The organism is Pseudomonas sp. PA-5-4B, assembly GCF_021606215.1.
GTDB lineage: Bacteria > Pseudomonadota > Gammaproteobacteria > Pseudomonadales > Pseudomonadaceae > Aquipseudomonas > Aquipseudomonas edaphica.
This window is the reverse complement of sequence record NZ_WKDB01000030.1, coordinates 36,489-53,304: the sequence shown is the minus strand read 5'-3', so window position 1 is coordinate 53,304 and position 16,816 is coordinate 36,489. Positions and strand designations below refer to the sequence as shown.

14 protein-coding genes are annotated in these 16,816 nt (G+C 61.9%); 5 read left to right on the top strand and 9 right to left on the bottom strand.

Annotated features, from left to right (window positions below; all coding sequences use genetic code 11):
* Window positions 1-4: 4 nt before the first annotated feature.
* The 5 genes from GIW28_RS16480 to GIW28_RS16460 all read right to left on the bottom strand — a co-directional run bounded on the left by GIW28_RS16480 (window position 5) and on the right by GIW28_RS16460 (window position 5,127).
* Window positions 5-1,315 (bottom strand): MFS transporter, encoded by a 1,311-nt coding sequence (locus GIW28_RS16480; RefSeq protein ID WP_017135470.1) that lies wholly within the window; start codon window positions 1,313-1,315, stop codon window positions 5-7.
* A gap of 278 nt (window positions 1,316-1,593) precedes the next feature.
* Window positions 1,594-2,226: an N-carbamoylsarcosine amidohydrolase gene (locus GIW28_RS16475; protein ID WP_017135471.1), complete on the bottom strand. Its 633-nt coding sequence runs from the start codon at window positions 2,224-2,226 to the stop codon at window positions 1,594-1,596.
* A gap of 207 nt (window positions 2,227-2,433) precedes the next feature.
* Window positions 2,434-3,186 carry a maleate cis-trans isomerase family protein gene (locus tag GIW28_RS16470; protein ID WP_236447510.1) on the bottom strand — a complete coding sequence of 251 codons (753 nt, stop codon included), beginning with the start codon at window positions 3,184-3,186 and terminating at the stop codon, window positions 2,434-2,436.
* A gap of 10 nt (window positions 3,187-3,196) precedes the next feature.
* Window positions 3,197-3,997: an alpha/beta fold hydrolase gene (locus GIW28_RS16465; RefSeq protein ID WP_236447509.1), complete on the bottom strand. Its 801-nt coding sequence runs from the start codon at window positions 3,995-3,997 to the stop codon at window positions 3,197-3,199.
* Window positions 3,994-5,127, bottom strand: coding sequence for an FAD-dependent monooxygenase (locus GIW28_RS16460; RefSeq protein WP_017135474.1), 1,134 nt, complete (start codon window positions 5,125-5,127; stop codon window positions 3,994-3,996). Before GIW28_RS16460 ends, GIW28_RS16465 begins: the two co-directional genes overlap by 4 nt.
* 307 nt (window positions 5,128-5,434) lie before the next feature.
* Between GIW28_RS16460 and GIW28_RS16455 the strand changes: the two genes are divergently transcribed.
* The 5 genes from GIW28_RS16455 to GIW28_RS16435 all read left to right on the top strand — a co-directional run bounded on the left by GIW28_RS16455 (window position 5,435) and on the right by GIW28_RS16435 (window position 11,932).
* A complete protein-coding gene (locus tag GIW28_RS16455; RefSeq protein ID WP_186616972.1) occupies window positions 5,435-6,487 on the top strand; it encodes a 2,5-dihydroxypyridine 5,6-dioxygenase in 1,053 nt (350 codons plus the stop codon).
* 189 nt (window positions 6,488-6,676) lie between these two features.
* Window positions 6,677-7,111, top strand: a complete 435-nt coding sequence (locus GIW28_RS16450) for a MarR family winged helix-turn-helix transcriptional regulator (protein WP_026013564.1) — start codon at window positions 6,677-6,679, stop codon at window positions 7,109-7,111.
* 143 nt (window positions 7,112-7,254) lie between these two features.
* A complete protein-coding gene (locus tag GIW28_RS16445; protein ID WP_017135477.1) occupies window positions 7,255-7,746 on the top strand; it encodes a (2Fe-2S)-binding protein in 492 nt (163 codons plus the stop codon).
* The gene (locus GIW28_RS16440) at window positions 7,743-11,264 is read left to right on the top strand and encodes a molybdopterin cofactor-binding domain-containing protein (protein WP_236459010.1); all 3,522 of its coding nucleotides are present in this window, start codon (window positions 7,743-7,745) and stop codon (window positions 11,262-11,264) included. The genes GIW28_RS16445 and GIW28_RS16440 overlap by 4 nt, the downstream gene beginning before the upstream one ends.
* 314 nt (window positions 11,265-11,578) lie before the next feature.
* Window positions 11,579-11,932 (top strand): hypothetical protein, encoded by a 354-nt coding sequence (locus tag GIW28_RS16435; protein ID WP_017135479.1) that lies wholly within the window; start codon window positions 11,579-11,581, stop codon window positions 11,930-11,932.
* A gap of 145 nt (window positions 11,933-12,077) precedes the next feature.
* Here the strand turns inward: GIW28_RS16435 and GIW28_RS16430 are convergent, their stop codons facing one another.
* From GIW28_RS16430 to modC, 4 genes are all read right to left on the bottom strand, one after another.
* Window positions 12,078-12,782 carry a YoaK family protein gene (locus tag GIW28_RS16430; RefSeq protein WP_099549874.1) on the bottom strand — a complete coding sequence of 235 codons (705 nt, stop codon included), beginning with the start codon at window positions 12,780-12,782 and terminating at the stop codon, window positions 12,078-12,080.
* 69 nt (window positions 12,783-12,851) lie between these two features.
* Complete coding sequence (locus GIW28_RS16425; RefSeq protein WP_236447507.1) at window positions 12,852-14,486, bottom strand: ABC-F family ATP-binding cassette domain-containing protein; 1,635 nt, start codon at window positions 14,484-14,486, stop codon at window positions 12,852-12,854.
* A 133-nt stretch (window positions 14,487-14,619) separates the two neighbouring features.
* Window positions 14,620-15,660 carry a DNA topoisomerase IB gene (locus GIW28_RS16420; RefSeq protein ID WP_099549872.1) on the bottom strand — a complete coding sequence of 347 codons (1,041 nt, stop codon included), beginning with the start codon at window positions 15,658-15,660 and terminating at the stop codon, window positions 14,620-14,622.
* A gap of 74 nt (window positions 15,661-15,734) precedes the next feature.
* Window positions 15,735-16,814, bottom strand: coding sequence for a molybdenum ABC transporter ATP-binding protein (gene modC, locus GIW28_RS16415; RefSeq protein WP_236447506.1), 1,080 nt, complete (start codon window positions 16,812-16,814; stop codon window positions 15,735-15,737).
* Between the last annotated feature and the right edge of the window lie 2 nt (window positions 16,815-16,816).

Here is a 16,816-nt window from a genome sequence, read left to right as displayed (position 1 = left end):
GTTATTAACGGTTCACCAGTTTCGCCGGCAAGGCGATGACCAGGAAGCTGCTGAGGATCAGGCAGCCGGCGAAAAACCACAAGGCACCCGCACTGCTGCCGGTGACGTCGATGGCAACTCCCATCAACGAGTTGCTCACTAAGCCTGCGATATTCGCCACCGAACAGGCCAGGGCAAAGCCGGTCGCCGCTGCGGTGCCTTTGAGGAAGGTTGCCGGCAAGCTGAAAAACACCGGCACGGCGCCGATGATCGCGGCTGAGGCAATGGCGAACAGCAACACGGTGGCGACCACGCTGTGGGTAAAGAACGTGCTGGTGGCCATGGCCGCCGCACCGATGAAGAACGGCACGATGATGTGCCAGCGGCGTTCGCGGTGTTTGTCGGAGCTGGCGCCGATCAGCAGCATGCCCAGCAGCGCCGCAACGCTGGGCAATGCAGTGAGCACGCCGATATGGAAGGTGTCGGTCACCCCGGCATTGCGGATGAAGGTCGGCATCCAGAACCCCATGGCATAGGCGCTGAGCAGGATCGAGAAGTCGATACCGCCGAGCATCCACACTTTGAGGTTGAAGAAGCCGTCACGGAAGCTGTGCTTGCTGCCGGTGGCGCCGGCTTCGTCCTTGCGCAGTTCGCTTTCCAGCAGGGCCTTTTCTTCGTCCGACAGCCATTTGGCCTGTTGGAAGGTGTTGGGCAGCGCCCAGAAAGTCAGCACGCCGAGCAAGACGCTGGGCACCGCTTCGATCAGGAACAACCACTGCCAGCCACGCAGGCCACCCATGTTGTCGAAGTGGCCCATGATCCAGCCCGACAGCGGGCCGCCGATGACGCTCGACAGCGGCAGGCCGATCATGAACAGCGCGATGATGCGCCCGCGTCGGTGCGTCGGGAACCAAGTGGTCAGGTAATACAAAACCCCCGGCAAAAACCCGGCTTCGGCGGCGCCGAGCAGAAAGCGCAGGATGTAGAACTGGGTGGTGGAGGTGACCAGCATGGTGCAGGCCGAGAGCAGGCCCCAGGTGATCATGATGCGCGCGATCCAGATCTTCGCGCCCACTCGTTCAAGTACCAGGTTGCTGGGCACCTCAAAGATGATATAGCCGACGAAAAACAAGCCGGCACCGAGGCCGAACGCGGTTTCGCTGAAGTGTAACTGGTCGAGCATCTGCAACTTGGCGAAGCCGATGTTGATGCGGTCCAGGTAGGCGGCCAGGTAGCAGAAACACAGGAACGGAATCAGCTTCCAGGTGATCTTGTGGTAGAGCGTGGTAACGGGGTCGGCGACCGTGGTCGCGGGCGCTGCATTCGCAATGGGCATTGGGGTGTCTCCTGGCGGTGACTTATGGTTTTTATACAGCCGCTTTTTTCCAGCACTTCGGAGTGCTGTAAAAGCGACATCCAAAGGCAGTGTCAGAAGACTGAAAGCTGCACCGGCTTTTTAATGTGGGAGCTGGCTTGCCTGCGATAGCGGTGGATCAGCAACAATTATGCTGCATGACACTCCGTCATCGCAGGCAAGCCAGCTCCCACCGTTGGGCGGGGGCGGCTCACAGTTTTGTGCAAGACCGCGCTCTATGGCGCAGTTCTTCGTAACCTTTATTGCTCCCTGAACTTGCTCATCGCCTCCTGCTTGCTCACGACATCGCCATACTTGCTGTCGATGTCGAACAGGTTGGCTGCATGGGGCGCCGGGTGTCGGTCGCCGACGCATTCGCGCACGACAATGGTGCGAAACCCATGCTGCACCGCATCCACGGCCGTGGCGCGGATGCAGCCGCTGGTGGAACAGCCGGCCAGCACCACAGTGTCGATGCCCTGGGCGTGCAGCATCGGGGCCAGGCTGCTGCCGAAGAAGGCGCTGGCGTACTGTTTGGTGATCACCACTTCATCCGCCTGGGGCAACACTTCGGGGCAGAACGCCGCGAGCGGGTTGCCTTCGACCATGTCTTTCATCACCGGCGCCTTCTTGACCCAGATACCACCGTCGGCGAAATGGCCGGGATGGTAGCGGATATTGGTGTGCACCACCGTAATTGCGTGCCGGCGAGCGGTGGCCAGCAATTCGACACTTTCAGCTACAGCTACCACCACTTCGGGGGCATACAGCGGCGCGCCTTCGGTGGTGTAACCCTGCATAAAGTCGATCATCAGCAGCGCAGATTTTTTGCCGAAGCCGATGCGATTGCCCCAGACGCCCTGGTAGTTGGCGTCGGCGGATTGGTTGTTCATCTTCTCAATCCCTCATTTTTGTGTGGCGAGCGAGCGTGTTGTGGTGAGCAAGCTTGTTGTGGCGAGCGAGCTTGCTCGCGCTGGGCTGCGAAGCGGCCCCAAAAAAGCGGGAGCGCTGCGCACTCCAGCGCGAGCAAGCTCGCTCGCCACAACAAGCTCATTCACTACATAAGCTCGCTCACTACATAAGCTCATTCACCACAAGTGTCAGTAAGCGCCGGACAGCAAGGCACCGGCACCGGGCACGATAGGCTCCAGGTCCAACGCCTTGAGCATCGCGTAAGTGGTGGCGATGGCGGCGGTGAGCACCGGTTTGCCGGTTTGCGCTTCAACCTTGGCCACCACCGGCAGCGACTGCATCTGCACGCAGGCAGAGAGCACGATCACGTCCACCCCTTCCAGGTTCATGCCGGCGACGATGCCCGGCAGGTTGGCCGGGTCGTGGCGCGCCACTTCGAGGTTGTCGGGGATCTCCAGGGCGCGCCAGTCCACCACGTCAAAGCCTTCTTCGCGGATGTAGTTCACCACCAGCTCGGTCAGTGGCTTCATGTACGGCGCGACGATGGCGATGCGCTTGGCACCCATCACTTTCAAGCCTTCGATCAAGGCGCCGGCGCTGGTGATCACCGGCGCGTTGGCATCGTTATCGGCGGTGGCTTTACGCAAACGTTGTTCGGAATTGCGGTGATAACCCAGGCCCATGGCCATGATCGCCACCAGGCAGGCATAACCCAGCACGTCGACCTTGGCGTCGGACAGCTCGATGGCGCAGCGGTCGGACTCGCCGTCCATGGCCGCCAGTTCTTCCTTGCGCACCTGCTTCATGCGCATGCGGCTGGAGTGAAAGGTAAAGCGTTCGGGGCGGATCGCCTGGCGCGCGTTAAGCATCGCCGGGATCTCGGTTTCCATGGTGGTGTTCGAACTCGGCACGATCTGGCCGATACGGTAAGGCTTGAGCATGGTGGTTCCCTTATTCTTGTGTGAGGAAGCCGTCGAGGGCGGCAAAAAAGCCTTCAAGGTCATCCCACGGAATCATGTGCCCGGCGTTCGGTACACGGGCGACCTGGATAACGGGCTGCAGGTCCTGGATTTCGGCGATGTCTTCATCCAGGATCACGCCGCCGCGCCCGGCCACCATCAACAGGGCAGGGGCCTTGAGCTTGGGCAGGTGCTGGTGGAAGTCGACCGTGTGGAAGTCATCGAAAGCACGCACGATGGCGGGCTCATAACAAGTGTGCAGCCATTCGGCGCGCAGTTGCAGTTGCTCGACGGTCCAGGTGGCGCAGAAGGCGCGCATCGCGTCAGCGTCCATGCCGACCCGCGATTGGCGGATCGAGTCGACGTACCATGGCAGCTTGCTCGGGTATTCACGCCGGCCGGGGCCGGATACTGGCGGGTCGATCAGCACCACGCGGTTGACGCCCTGTGGATGCTTGGCTGCACTGTGCACGGCAAACCGCGCGCCCATGGAATGGCCAACCAGGTCGTAGCTGTCCAGCCCAAGCGCATCGGCAAACGCGCCAATGTCCTCGGCGCAGGTGTCTGCGCTGTAGTCCAATTGCGGCCCGGTGGACGACAAACCGCGCCCGCGCACATCCAGCACGTAAGTGTCGAACCGGGTGCCAAGACGCTCAGCCACAAAACCCCAGGTAATCGCCGGGCTGGTGATGCCCGGGATCAAAATCAGCGCCGGGCCTTTGCCGCCGTAGCGCAGGTAGTGCTGGCGAATACCATTGGCTTGCACATTGGCGCCATACAGGAAGGTACTCACGCGGCCACCCCCGATTTCAGTTCCTGGGCGTACAGGTCATAACCGTAGACCCAGGCCGGGTCTTCCTGGGTGCGCAGCCAGGTGTTGGCGTTGGACACCGCTTGTACGCGGGACGCACGTTCCTTGCGGTTGGCTTCGTAGAGCTGGAAGGCGGTGCGGTAGTCGCTGATACCGGTTTCCTGCAAGCAGCGGGTGAGCATGGCCGCGTCTTCGATGGCCATGCCGGCACCCTGGGCCATATGCGGTTTCATCGGGTGGCAGGCGTCACCCAGCAACACCAGGCGGCCACGGCTCCACAGCGGCAACGGGTTACGGTTGCGCAGCGGCCATTTGGTCACGCTTTCGGTGGACTCGATCAGCGCCTGCACGGTGGGGTGGTAGCCTTTGAAGGCGTCAAACATCTCTTCGCGGCTGCTGTCGACAAACGCGCCCTGGAAGTCCCATTCGGCATGGGGCACGCCGGTCACGTAGTAGTACTCGTCACGCTTGCCGGTGGTGTAGTAGACCATCATGTGGCGGTCCTCGGTCCACCACTTGATGCAGTCTTCGAACTTCAAGTCGTACTTGGCCAACTGGTCGCCACGGATCAGCGCACGGTGCGCGACCCAGCCGCTGTACAGCGGTTTTTCCACGCCGAGCAGCTCTTCACGGATCCTGGAGTTGATGCCGTCGGCGCCGATCACGATATCGGCGTAGGTCACTTCGCCGTCGGCAAAGGTCAGGCGCACTTGGGTATCGGTTTCTTCGAGGTTTTCCAGGCGCTTGTTGAAGTGCAGGGTGCCAGGTTTGAGGGTCGACATCTGCAGTGCATGCAAGTCGCCACGGTGCACGGTGATGTAGGAAGCGCCGTAGCCGGTGAGTGGAATACGCGAGAGGTAGTCACCGCTTTCGCCGCAACGGCTGAACCAGTGCTCGGGGTGCGAGCCCATCAGGTCCAGCTGTTTTTCGATGCCCATGCGGCGGAAGATTTTCATGATGTTAGGCCCCATGTGGATGCCTGCACCCAAGCGGGAAAACTCCGGTGCCTGTTCATAGATATCGACATCGAAACCGGCTTGCTGCAGCAGTGTGGCCGCCGCCGCGCCGCCCAGGCCGGCACCGACGATGGCGATTTTTTGTGTGCTTCCCATGGGGCGTGAACCTCTCTCTTTTTGATTTTTGGCGGCATCTGTCCGCAAGGTTTTTAAAGTGTATACGCTCATTTTTTGAAATGGGAAGCCCACGTTCACAATTTTATTTTTTGGCCGTATTTATCCTGTGTAACGGGTTTATGCCTTTATCTGTAGTGGTTGTGTGGTTTGGTAACGTTTTGGTGCGCTACTTGCAGTTCGTCTTCAATTAGGGTCTTATCGGTATTAATTGGCGTGTACGCTATAAAAATGCACTGGAGTGAAGCGCGGTGCTTGAACTTGGTGCAGCCCCACAGGAGACAGGAAAATGCCGGTAAGCGATTGCGAACTGACCCAGATGTTTGAACACGTGTTGAAACTCTCGAAGGTCGACCCGACCCAGAGCGTCGCCGTGCTCAAGAGCCATTACTCGGACCCGCGCACTGTGCGTGCTGCGATGGACGCGGCGCAGCGCCTGGGGGCCAAGGTGTATGCGGTGGAACTGCCGTCGTTCAACCATCCCAAAGCGATGGGCAACGACATGACCGCCTTCTGCGGCGACACCGCACTCACCGGCAATATCGCTGCCCAGCGCGCGTTGGAGGCCGCCGACCTGATCGTCGACACCATGATGCTGCTGCACTCGCCGGAGCAGGAGCAGATCCTCAAGACCGGCACGCGTATCCTGCTGGCGGTGGAACCGCCGGAAGTGCTGGCGCGCATGCTGCCCACCGAAGCCGACAAGGCGCGTGTGCTGGCGGCCGAGCAGTTGCTGAAGAAGGCGCGCTCGATCCACGTCAAGTCCCGCGCGGGCAGTGATTTCCGTGCAGCGCTGGGCCAATACCCGTCGGTCACCGAGTACGGTTTTGCCGACGAGCCTGGGCGCTGGGACCACTGGCCGAGTGGTTTCCTGTTCTCCTGGCCCAACGAAGAAACCGCCGAAGGTGTGCTGGTGCTGGATATCGGTGACATCCTGCTGCCGTTCAAGACCTACACCCGCGAGAAGATCACCCTCGAGATCGAGAAGGGCTTTATCACCAAGATCCACGGCGGTTTCGAGGCCGAGTACCTGCGCGATTACATGAAGTATTTCAATGACCCGGAGGTGTATGGCATCTCTCATATCGGCTGGGGCTTGCAGCCAAAGGCGCAGTGGACGGCCATGGGCCTGCACGACAAAAACGACGGCATGTGCATGGATGCGCGGGCGTTCTACGGCAACTTCCTGTTCTCCACCGGGCCGAACACCGAAGTGGGCGGCACACGCAAGACGCCATGCCATATGGATATTCCGCTGCGTAATTGTGATGTGTACCTGGATGATGAGGCGGTGGTGATCGGCGGCGATGTCGTTGCACCGCAAGCCTCCCTGGCACGCTGAGTGTTTAACTGTGGGAGCTGGCTTGCCTGCGATAGCGGTCTGGCAGGCACATCACGGCTAGCTGATCCGGCGCTATCGCAGGCAAGCCAGCTCCCACAGTTTGAGCGTGCTCCTTTAGTTTGAGGCTTGAGTCCGTTCACTATCCCCGCCATCATGCCGACCATCGCTAATCACCCACCGAGCCACGCCGTGCCTGATTCCTACGTTTTCTCTGAACAAGTTGGCCACCTGCTGCGCAAGGCCTACCAGCGCCACCTGGCGATTTTTCAGCAGAATGTCGGCGACTCGCAGCTCACCGCCGTGCAGTTCGTCACCCTGTGTGCGCTGCGCGATCACGGTGCAAGTTCCCTCACCGAACTGGTCAAGGCCACGGCCGTCGACCAGGCGACCATTCGCGGTATCGTCGAGCGGCTCAAGGCCAAGGCGCTGATTACCCTGGAACCAGATCCCCAGGACAAGCGCAAGGTGGTGGTTGACCTGTCGCCAGCCGGCGCCGAACTGGTCGCGCAAACCGCGCCGCGCGCCGCGCAGATCAGCGAGCTGACCATGAGCAACCTCAACCCCGCCGAGCGCGTGGCGGTGCTGTTTCTGCTGCGCAAGATGATCGACGACCCGCAGGAATAAACCGGCGCTGGCATCGTTTTTGCTCTGAGTTCATGTAGTAGTCACTTCACGTGGCAAGTGTGTCGCGAGGCCCCAACTCCGCGGCGCTTTTTTTTGGCTGTTTCGTGTAGTGATTGCTTCATCAACTGATACAGGCGAAGCGAATGATCAGCCCACCCATCACCGTTGCCCTCAAGGTCAACGGCCACATCCGCGAAGTCAGTGCGATGGCGGATACGCCGCTGCTGCTGGTGTTGCGCAATGACTTGCAGCTTAACGGCCCCAAGTACGGCTGCGGCCTGGGCGAGTGCGGTGCGTGCACCGTGATCATCGATGGTGTGGCGGCGCGCTCGTGCGTGTTTCCGCTGGCGGGTGCAACCGGGCGCGAGATTGTCACCCTTGAAGGGCTCGGCACACGCCAGGCGCCGCACCCCGTGCAGCAAGCCTTTATCGAGGAGCAGGCGGCACAATGCGGTTATTGCCTCAACGGCATGATCATGACTGCCAAGGCGTTGCTCGACCGCAACCCCAACCCCAGCGAAGCCCAGGTGCGCAATGAGTTGTCGGGCAACCTGTGCCGATGCGGCACCCATATCGAAATCCTGCGCGCCGTACTGCGTGCAGCGCACCTCTTGAGCGTGGAAGGCCGACCATGACTGATATTTCCCGTGACCAATGGCTGGCCAAGTCGGGCGTCTTATTGATTGTCGATGATGTACTGCCACCTTCAGGCCCGGTGGCCAAGGGCGGCACACCGACCGTGAAACCCAAGGAACTGGGGTTGTTCATTGCGGTAAACGATGACGGCCTGGTGTATGCCTTTAACGGCCATGTGGACCTGGGCACCGGCATTCGCACGTCGCTGGCGCAGATTGTGGCCGAAGAGCTGGACCTGAGCATGGAGCAGGTCAAGATGGTTCTGGGCGATACCGAGCGTGCGCCCAACCAGGGTGCAACCATCGCCAGCGCGACCTTGCAGATTTCGGCGATCCCGCTGCGCAACGCGGCCGCCGAAGCACGGCGCTTTTTGCTCGCGCGCGCAGCGGGACGCTGGGGCGTGAGCACGGGCAGCCTCAAGGTTGAAGCCGGGGTTGTCCACGCTGCCGACGGGCGCACCACGACCTACGCAGAGTTGGTCAGCGGCCAACATGACCAGTTGCGCATCAGCGGTGACGCGCCGTTAAAACCTGTTGCGGATTACCGTCTGGTCGGCAAGGGCGCCGCGCGCGTGGATATTCCCGGCAAGGCGACCGGCGAGTTGACCTATGTGCACGACATGCGCGTGCCGGACATGCTCCATGGTCGCGTGGTACGCCCGCCGTATGCGGGGTTCGACTGCGGTGAGTTTGTCGGCAACAGTTTGTTGAGTGTGGATGAAGCATCCATCGCGCATATCCCCGGCATTGTCGCGGTGGTGGTGATTCGCGATTTTGTCGGTGTAGTGGCGATGCGCGAAGAACAGGCGATCAAGGCCGCCCACGAACTCCAGGTGCACTGGAAACCGTGGAACAACGCCTTGCCGGACATGAGCGATGTCGAGCAGGCCATCCGCGACAACCCACGGGTACGCCGCACGGTGCTCGATCAGGGCAACGTCGACGAAGCCTTGGCGGGCGCCAGCCAGCGCATGCCGCGCAGCTATTTGTGGCCGTACCAGATGCATGGTTCGATCGGGCCTTCGTGCGGCGTGGCGGACTATCAAGCAACCGGCAGCCGCGTGTGGTCGGGCAGCCAGAACCCGCACCTGCTGCGCGCAGACCTTGCGTGGTTGCTGGAATGCGACGAAGCGCTGATCGACGTGATCCGCATGGAAGCCGCCGGCTGTTACGGGCGCAACTGTGCGGACGATGTGTGCGCCGATGCCTTGCTGCTGTCGCGCGCGGTGGGCAAGCCGGTGCGCGTGCAACTGACCCGCGAACAGGAACACCTGTGGGAACCCAAGGGCACCGCGCAGTTGATGGATGTTGACGGCGGGCTCAATGCCGACGGCAGCATTGCCGCCTATGACTTTGAAACCAGCTACCCGTCCAACGGCGCGCCGACCCTGGCGCTGTTGCTCACCGGCCGGGTGGAGCCGGTGGCGGCGATGTTCGAGATGGGCGACCGCACCTCGATCCCGCCCTACGCCATCGATAATATGCGCGTGACCATCAACGACATGGCACCCATCGTGCGCGCCTCGTGGATGCGCGGCGTATCGGCGTTGCCCAACACCTTTGCGCATGAATCCTACATCGACGAACTCGCGTTTGCCGCGGGCGTCGACCCGGTGGAATACCGCCTGCGTTACCTCAAGGACGAGCGCGCCATCGAGCTGGTCAAATCCACCGCCGAACGTGCCAACTGGTCACCGCGCACGGCGCCGATGCAAACCGCCAACGAGGACCACCTGTTACGCGGTCGCGGTTTTGCCTATGCGCGCTATATCCACAGCAAATTCCCCGGTTTCGGCGCGGCGTGGGCGGCGTGGGTGGCGGACGTGGCGATCGACAAGCACACCGGTGATGTGTCGGTGACGCGGGTGGTGATCGGCCATGACTCGGGGATGATGATCAACCCGGCGGGCGTGCAGCATCAGATCCACGGCAATGTGATCCAGTCCACCAGCCGTGTGCTCAAGGAGCGGGTGACCTTTGAGGAGTCGACGGTGGCGAGCAAGGAGTGGGGCGGCTACCCGATCCTGACCTTCCCCGAAGTGCCCAGGATCGACGTGCTGATGATGCCGCGCCAGGACCAGCCGCCCATGGGCGCCGGCGAGTCGGCTTCGGTGCCGAGTGCGGCGGCGATTGCCAATGCGATCTATGACGCCACCGGCATTCGTTTTCGCGAGCTGCCGATAACGCCCGAACGGGTATTGGCCGCGCTGAATGCAGGCAGCCTTGGCGAGCCTGCCAAGTCGCCGGAAAAACGTAGGAAGTGGTGGTTCGGTGCGCTGTTTGCCACCTTGGGCGCAGTGCTGGCCACCGCTTGGCCGTTTCACCCTGAAATCGCACCGATTGCGCCGCCCGGCGCGGGCACCTGGTCCAAGGCCACCCTGGAACGCGGGCGCTTGCTGGCGGCTGTCGGCGATTGCGCGGTTTGCCATACCGCGCCGGGTGGTGCGACCAATGCCGGCGGCCTGGCGATGCAAACGCCGTTCGGCACGCTGTACAGCAGCAATATCACCCCAGACGTGAAAACCGGCATCGGCGCCTGGTCCTACCCGGCATTCGAGCGGGCGATGCGTGACGGCATTGGCCGCGATGGACGCAACCTGTACCCGGCGTTTCCCTACACGGCGTTTCGCAATATCAATGATGCCGACCTGCAGGCGTTGTATGCCTACCTGATGTCCCAGGCGCCGGTCAGCCAGGCGCCGACGCCGAATGCCATGCGCTTTCCGTTCAATATCCGACCATTGATGGCCGGCTGGAATGCACTGAACCTGCGGCGGGGTGAAATCACCCCGCAGCCTGAGCGCAGCGAGCAATGGAATCGCGGCAATTACTTGGTCAATGGCCTCGGGCACTGCGCCGCGTGCCACTCGCCGCGCAACCTGATGGGTGCGCAGAAGGGCGGCAAATCCTTTCTGGCCGGGGGCATGGTCGATGGCTGGGAGGCGCCCGCATTGACGGGCTTGTCCAAGGCACCGACGCCGTGGACCGAGGACCAGTTGTTCAACTACCTGAGCACTGGCTATTCCGATGCCCATGGCGTGGCGGCGGGCCCGATGGGGCCGGTGGTGAGTGAGTTGTCAAAGCTGCCCAAGGCCGATATTCGTGCGATGGCGGTGTACCTGGCGTCACTTAATGGCGAGGCCAATGCCGAGGCGCAAACGGTGGCGACGGCGCCGCTGCCCAACCCCAATGGCCGACGTGTATTCGAAGGCTCATGCAAAGCCTGTCATGCCGATGGCCTGGGGCCGAAGCTGTTCGGGGTGAGCCCGTCATTGGCGAGCAATACCAATGTGTTCAGCGACCAGCCGGATAATTTGATCAAGGTGATTTTGCAAGGCATCAGCAGCCCGGCGACCCGGGACTTGGGGTATATGCCGGGCTTCAAGGACAGCCTGTCGAATGGCCAGGTGGCGGATCTGGTCGACTACCTGCGCGGGCAATTTGCGCCGAATGCGCCGGCGTGGAAAGGCCTGGAACAAAAGGTAGCGCACTTGCGCGCTAACCCCGGCACGCACTGACAGAACGCGGTTAAAACTGTGGGAGCTGGCTCTGCTGTTGCTGTTGCTCTGGCCCTTGCATCCTTTTCGCCGGCGAAGTCAGCGGTCTCTTGATCTGCGTTTTTGATCTTGATCTGAAATCGTCCCCCCAAATCACTAAAAATAACCAGGCAAAAAAAAGCCCGCGGGAGAGCGGGCAGAAGGGATACTTCTTAAAAATGAGCCTGCCGACTATAGATGCCAGGCGCCCCTTTTACAGTGAAACAAAATTCATGCACGCATCAGACAATCACCGGAGAGTGGTAGAGTCGCATTTTTTTCAAGGAAGCGATGGCATGCGAAAGCTGGTAATTGGCGCATTGACAGTGGCCGCACTGTCTGGCTGTGCGGGCTCGAAGATGAAGGACGCGCGCAGCGGCCAGCCCTACAAGACCCTTGCGTCGGACAAGGCCACATTGGTGGTTGCCCAATGCATCCAGTTCGGCTGGCAGGACGAGGCCGTGTTCGGCGTGGATGCCGGTGGTTTCAAAGAACCGCTCGAAACAGGCGGTTTTACCGTCTACACCACGGGCGGTGACTACTTTGCCGATGTGCGCGTAGCCGGTGGCGGCTCCAGCGTCAAATACTATGCCGCCCAGGACACGATGCCGGCCAAGCGGCGGTTGGCCGCACTGGCCACCTGTCTGTAGGCTGTCTCCTTAGCATTTTTCGGAAATGCCCGGCGGGACAGCCGCCGGACATTGGCTTATTATTCCTCCCGCTCGCTCGACGCGATGGCTCTTTACCAGTACACGGACGTCGAGGCCTGATCGTCGAGCGGGCCTCGTTTCCTTCCTATCGCGGCATGTAGCCCAAGTGCCAGCGCCGGGGAATCTTCAGTGACACCAGCCCCAGCACGGCGGCCAATGCGCCACTCACCAGCAGCGCCTTGAGCCCGAGCTGGTGCTCCAGCACCGCGCCGATCACGGCGCCCACGAACATGCCGACCCACGGCACCAGTTGCACCCGCCAACCGTTACGCCGCTCCCCCAGTATCCAGCGCCCCAACCCGCGACCAAAACGTGAGAGCGCGCCGGTCACATAGGTCAGGCCCACCGGCAACCCGTTGACCTCTTCCACGGCCGCATTGAGCATGCCCATGGCCAGGATCGCCGCCAGCAGCGCCGGCAACGTATCGTCGAAGGGCCACAGCGCCGCGCCGCACAACAAGGCGGCGATGCACAGCAGCAAAGGCAGCGCATGCCGGCGGCTGAAGCGGCTGACCACCACCCCCAAGGCGTTGCCCAGCACAAATACCGCCACCAGCAACAGCAGGCGCCCGGTCAGGCCCAGGTCACCGGCGCTGATTGCTACCGCCAGGCGCGTGGTGTTGCCGCTCATGAATGAAACAAAATCCCCGCTGGCCATAAAGCCAATCGCATCGGTCATGCCTGCCAGCACCGAAAGGCTGGCCACCAGCATCAACCCGACCCGCCCGCGCCAGCGTTGGCGATGGGCAAGCGCTGCATTGGCATAAAGCCTTTGGGACGAAGGCAACATAGGACCGGGCTCCGCGGTGAGATTATTCGGCCACTACCGTAGGACGCTTTGGCGGTGCATGCAATGACCTCAGACACTTTCCAGTCGCCAGCCGGTGTGCTGCCAGATCAAATGATGGGTCGGCCGGATCGCCTGGATGAACGCCTCGTCATGGGACACCGCAACAATGGCCCCGCTAAACCCGCGCAGCGCCTGCTCAAAGGCCAGTACCGATTCCAGGTCCAGATGGTTGGTGGGCTCGTCCAGCAATAGCAGTTGCGCCGGGGCATCGCGCCACAAGGCGATCGCCATGGCGGCTTTCAAGCGTTCGCCACCGCTCAGTTGGCCGGTGGGCTGGGTGACGCGCAGGGCGTCCAGCTGCAACAAGGCCAGGCGCGTGCGCAGCTCGGCTTCGGCCAGGGGCGTGTCGAGCAGGTTGAGTTGTTCGACGATGGAGCGCTCATCCATCAGCAGCGCCAGGTGCTGATCGATATACGCGGCGGGTATCGACACCGTGCAGGTGCCGCTGACCGCTTGCCATTGGCCGGCCAGCAGCTTGAGCAGCGTGGACTTGCCGCAACCGTTTGGCCCACGCACGGCCACGCGTACCGGGCCGTTCAAGTTGAGCGTCAGGTAAGTGGCTGGCTGGTGTGGGTCGAGCCACGGCAGTTGGGCATTTTCCAGGGTGAGTACGTGGCGGCCGTTGGGCAAGGCCGAGCCGGGCAGGGCGAGCAACGTGGGGGTTTCATCGACGACACGCGCATAGGCTTGGCGCACCTGCCCATCCAGCTCATTCTTATAGGCGTGGTGAGCGCTGCGCACCGTGCTGACGATTTCCGTGGCGGCGCCTTTCCAGCGGGCTTTGGTAAAGCGATCAACGTTGGCGGTTTCGGCATGCTTGCGTGAGCGTGCGGCATTGCGTTGCAGGCTGTCGTGATCCTTTTGCAGGCGCTTGCGCTCGCGGCTGCGTTGCAGGCGAGCATGCTCAAGTGCCATGGCGGCAGCGTGTTGTTCGGTATCGCGCTGCTGGCGATAGGCAGCGTAATTGCCGCCATACACACGCATGCCAAGGGGCGACAGCTCGACGATACGCGCCAGGGTATTGAGCAGCTGTCGATCATGGCTGACCACCACCAAGCCGCCGCGCCAGTTGCTCAAAACCCGCAGCAGCCACTCGCGCCCATGGCTGTCGAGGTGGTTGGTGGGCTCATCCAGTACCAGCAGGTCCGGCGCGGCCAATAGCGCACCGATTACGACAACCCTGGCCAGTTGGCCGCCACTCAGTTGAGTGGCTGGGGCTTCAAAACCGAGTGCGTGTAAACCCGCGTCATCAAGTGCGGCACGCAAGCGTTCGGCAAGGTCCCAGCGATCGTCAATCAGCTCAAGGTCACCGGCCCAGGCCTCGCCGCGGGCCATGCGCTCAAGCGCGGCCAATGCCTGGGCAGTACCGGTGATCTGCGCAAGGCTTGCTCCCGGTTGCAGCGTCAGGCTCTGTGCGACGTAGGCTACGCGGGCCTTGCCATCGAGCGTACCGCAAGAGGGCGCAAGTACGCCGGCCAGCAAGCGCGCCAGGATACTTTTGCCGCGACCATTACGGCCGACAATCCCGGTGGGTGTGTAATCAATGGACAGGGTGAGGTCGTCCAGCAAGGTTTCGCCATTGGCGAACTGGAACGACACGTGTTGCAGGGAAACCAATACGGGCAGGCGTTTGACGTCAGTCATCAGCACCTCCAAAAAAATGTCGAACAGGCCAACAAGCGCGCCAGGCGGCTCGTTGCAAATACATTCTGGAAGGCTTAGTTGTTCACGTCGGCGCTCATCCCGTGAGTCAGAAGGGACCCGCAGGCTAACTCAGCTAGGCGTGCTTGGGCAAGTCGGCGGCCAATTGCTCCAGGAACATCGCCAGCGCGACTTCTTCGGCTTTAAGGCCTTTGCGCATCCGTGGCTTGGGCAGCTTGGACAGCTCGCCCAGGCTGAAATGCTCCAACACCGCCGGGTGGATATAGCACTTGCGGCACACTGCTGGCGTATTGCCCAACTGCTTGGCAACATCCTTGACCATCGCCACCACATGCCGCTTGGCATCGGATTCGGGCTGCCATTCCAATTCGCGCAACACCGCCAGGGCCATCGCCGTGCCGGCCCAGGTGCGGTAGTCCTTGGCGGTAAAATCGGCGCCGGTGAGGCTGTGCAAATAGGCATTCACGTCGTGGGAACTGACGGTGTGGCGCTCGCCGTCTTCGTCCAGGTACTGAAACAGATTCTGGCCCGGGAGTTCAAGGCAACGCTTGACCACCGTGGCCAGGCGCCGGTCCTTGACGCTGACCTGGTGCTCGACGCCACTCTTGCCGCGAAACTGGAACTGGATTTCGCTGCCCTTGATGTCCACATGGCGGTTGCGCAGGGTGGTCAGCCCGTAGGATTTGTTGTCGCGGGCATATTGGGTGTTGCCGACGCGGATCAAGGTGGCGTCCAGCAGCATCACCACGGTGGCCAGGACTTTTTCACGGGTGAAGCCAGGCGCGGCGATTTGCGCTTCCAATTGTTTGCGTAATTTGGGCAAGGCCTTGCCGAACTCTTGCAGGCGCGAGTATTTGTCGGTGTCGCGCACTTCGCGCCAGCGGCTGTGATAGCGGTACTGCTTGCGGCCCCGCGCATCACGGCCGGTGGCTTGCAGGTGGCCACGCGGGTCGGCGCAGATCCACACGTCGGTGTAGGCCGGTGGCACGGCCAACGCATTCAGGCGCTTGATTTCATCGGCATCGGTGATGCGCTGGCCTTTGGGGTCGACATACTGAAACGTGCCGCGCAGTTTTTTACGGCGGATGCCGGGTTGGGTGTCGTCAACATAATGCAGGTCGCGGGGCAGGTCGGCAGGCAGCGCAGAGTCGGGCATGGTGCAAGTTCCTTGGCAACAGATCAGGCCGGTATACCTGATTGACCGCAGGGTTTTACGCGCGTGCCAAATACTTACGCCAGTACGGCCACCGCCTTGATTTGCGCCCACAACACCTGGCCCGGATGCAGGTGCAGTTGGTCGCGGGAAAATCGGGTAATCCTCGCCAGCAGTGGCGTACCGCCGGCATCCAGGCGCACCAGCACGTGGGCGCTGTTGTCCGCCGCTATTTCCTGGGTGACCGTCACCGGCAAGCGGTTGAGGATGCTGCTGGCTTCTTCGGCGTGCAGGCTGAGGCTGACGTCGCGTGCTTGCACCTTGACCCGCAACGGTTTGCCCAACGCCAGCGGTGCGTGAGCCACGCGCATTTGCAACGGGCTGTCGGGCAATTGCAGGGTGAGCAGTTGATAGTGTTCATCGTAGGCAATCACGCTGCCATTGATGACCACGCCGGCGTCATCGCCCAGCGCCATCGGCAAGTCCAGGCGAGCCAGGGTTTCGCCGATGGGGCCGCTGGCCAGCGCCTTGCCGTCGCTTAATAGCACGATGTGATCGGCCAGGCGCGCCACTTCATCCTGGGCATGGCTGACGTACAGCACCGGAATATCCAACTCATCGTGCAGGCGTTCGAGGTAGGGCAGGATCTCGCTTTTGCGCTTGCTGTCCAGGGCCGCGAGCGGCTCATCCATCAACAACAACTGCGGGCTGGTGAGCAATGCGCGGGCGATGCCGACGCGCTGGCGTTCGCCGCCGGACAAGTGCTGCGGGTGGCGTTCAAGCAAGTGGCCGATGCCCAGCAGTTCGGCGGCCTGGGCCATGTCCACACGGCGAAGCGGGCGGGCAATACGCTTGAGGCCGAACTCCAGATTGGCACGCACCGACAGGTGGGGAAACAGACTCGCTTCCTGGAACACATACCCCAGTGCGCGCTTATGCGGCGGCACAAACACGCCGTTACGGCTGTCTTGCCAGACCTCTTCGTTGACCTGGATAAACCCGTCTTTAGCGCGCTCAAGCCCGGCGATACAGCGCAGGCATGTGGTCTTGCCGGAGCCGGAATGCCCGTACAGCGCGGTCACGCCACGGCCGGGCAGGTGCAGGTCCACGTCCAGGGCGAAGCCTGGGTACTTCACGTTCAGGCGTACATCAATCATGG

What these genes read in the sequence shown, in the direction of transcription:
- GIW28_RS16480 (WP_017135470.1), bottom strand. Translation starts at nt 1,315, where the DNA reads ATGCCCATTGCGAATGCAGCGCCCGCGACCACGGTCGCCGACCCCGTT.
- GIW28_RS16475 (WP_017135471.1), bottom strand. Translation starts at nt 2,226, where the DNA reads ATGAACAACCAATCCGCCGACGCCAACTACCAGGGCGTCTGGGGCAAT.
- GIW28_RS16470 (WP_236447510.1), bottom strand. Translation starts at nt 3,186, where the DNA reads ATGCTCAAGCCTTACCGTATCGGCCAGATCGTGCCGAGTTCGAACACC.
- GIW28_RS16460 (WP_017135474.1), bottom strand. Translation starts at nt 5,127, where the DNA reads ATGGGAAGCACACAAAAAATCGCCATCGTCGGTGCCGGCCTGGGCGGC.
- GIW28_RS16455 (WP_186616972.1), top strand. Translation starts at nt 5,435, where the DNA reads ATGCCGGTAAGCGATTGCGAACTGACCCAGATGTTTGAACACGTGTTG.
- GIW28_RS16445 (WP_017135477.1), top strand. Translation starts at nt 7,255, where the DNA reads ATGATCAGCCCACCCATCACCGTTGCCCTCAAGGTCAACGGCCACATC.
- GIW28_RS16440 (WP_236459010.1), top strand. Translation starts at nt 7,743, where the DNA reads ATGACTGATATTTCCCGTGACCAATGGCTGGCCAAGTCGGGCGTCTTA.
- GIW28_RS16435 (WP_017135479.1), top strand. Translation starts at nt 11,579, where the DNA reads ATGCGAAAGCTGGTAATTGGCGCATTGACAGTGGCCGCACTGTCTGGC.
- GIW28_RS16430 (WP_099549874.1), bottom strand. Translation starts at nt 12,782, where the DNA reads ATGTTGCCTTCGTCCCAAAGGCTTTATGCCAATGCAGCGCTTGCCCAT.
- GIW28_RS16425 (WP_236447507.1), bottom strand. Translation starts at nt 14,486, where the DNA reads ATGACTGACGTCAAACGCCTGCCCGTATTGGTTTCCCTGCAACACGTG.
- GIW28_RS16420 (WP_099549872.1), bottom strand. Translation starts at nt 15,660, where the DNA reads ATGCCCGACTCTGCGCTGCCTGCCGACCTGCCCCGCGACCTGCATTAT.
- modC (WP_236447506.1), bottom strand. Translation starts at nt 16,814, where the DNA reads ATGATTGATGTACGCCTGAACGTGAAGTACCCAGGCTTCGCCCTGGAC.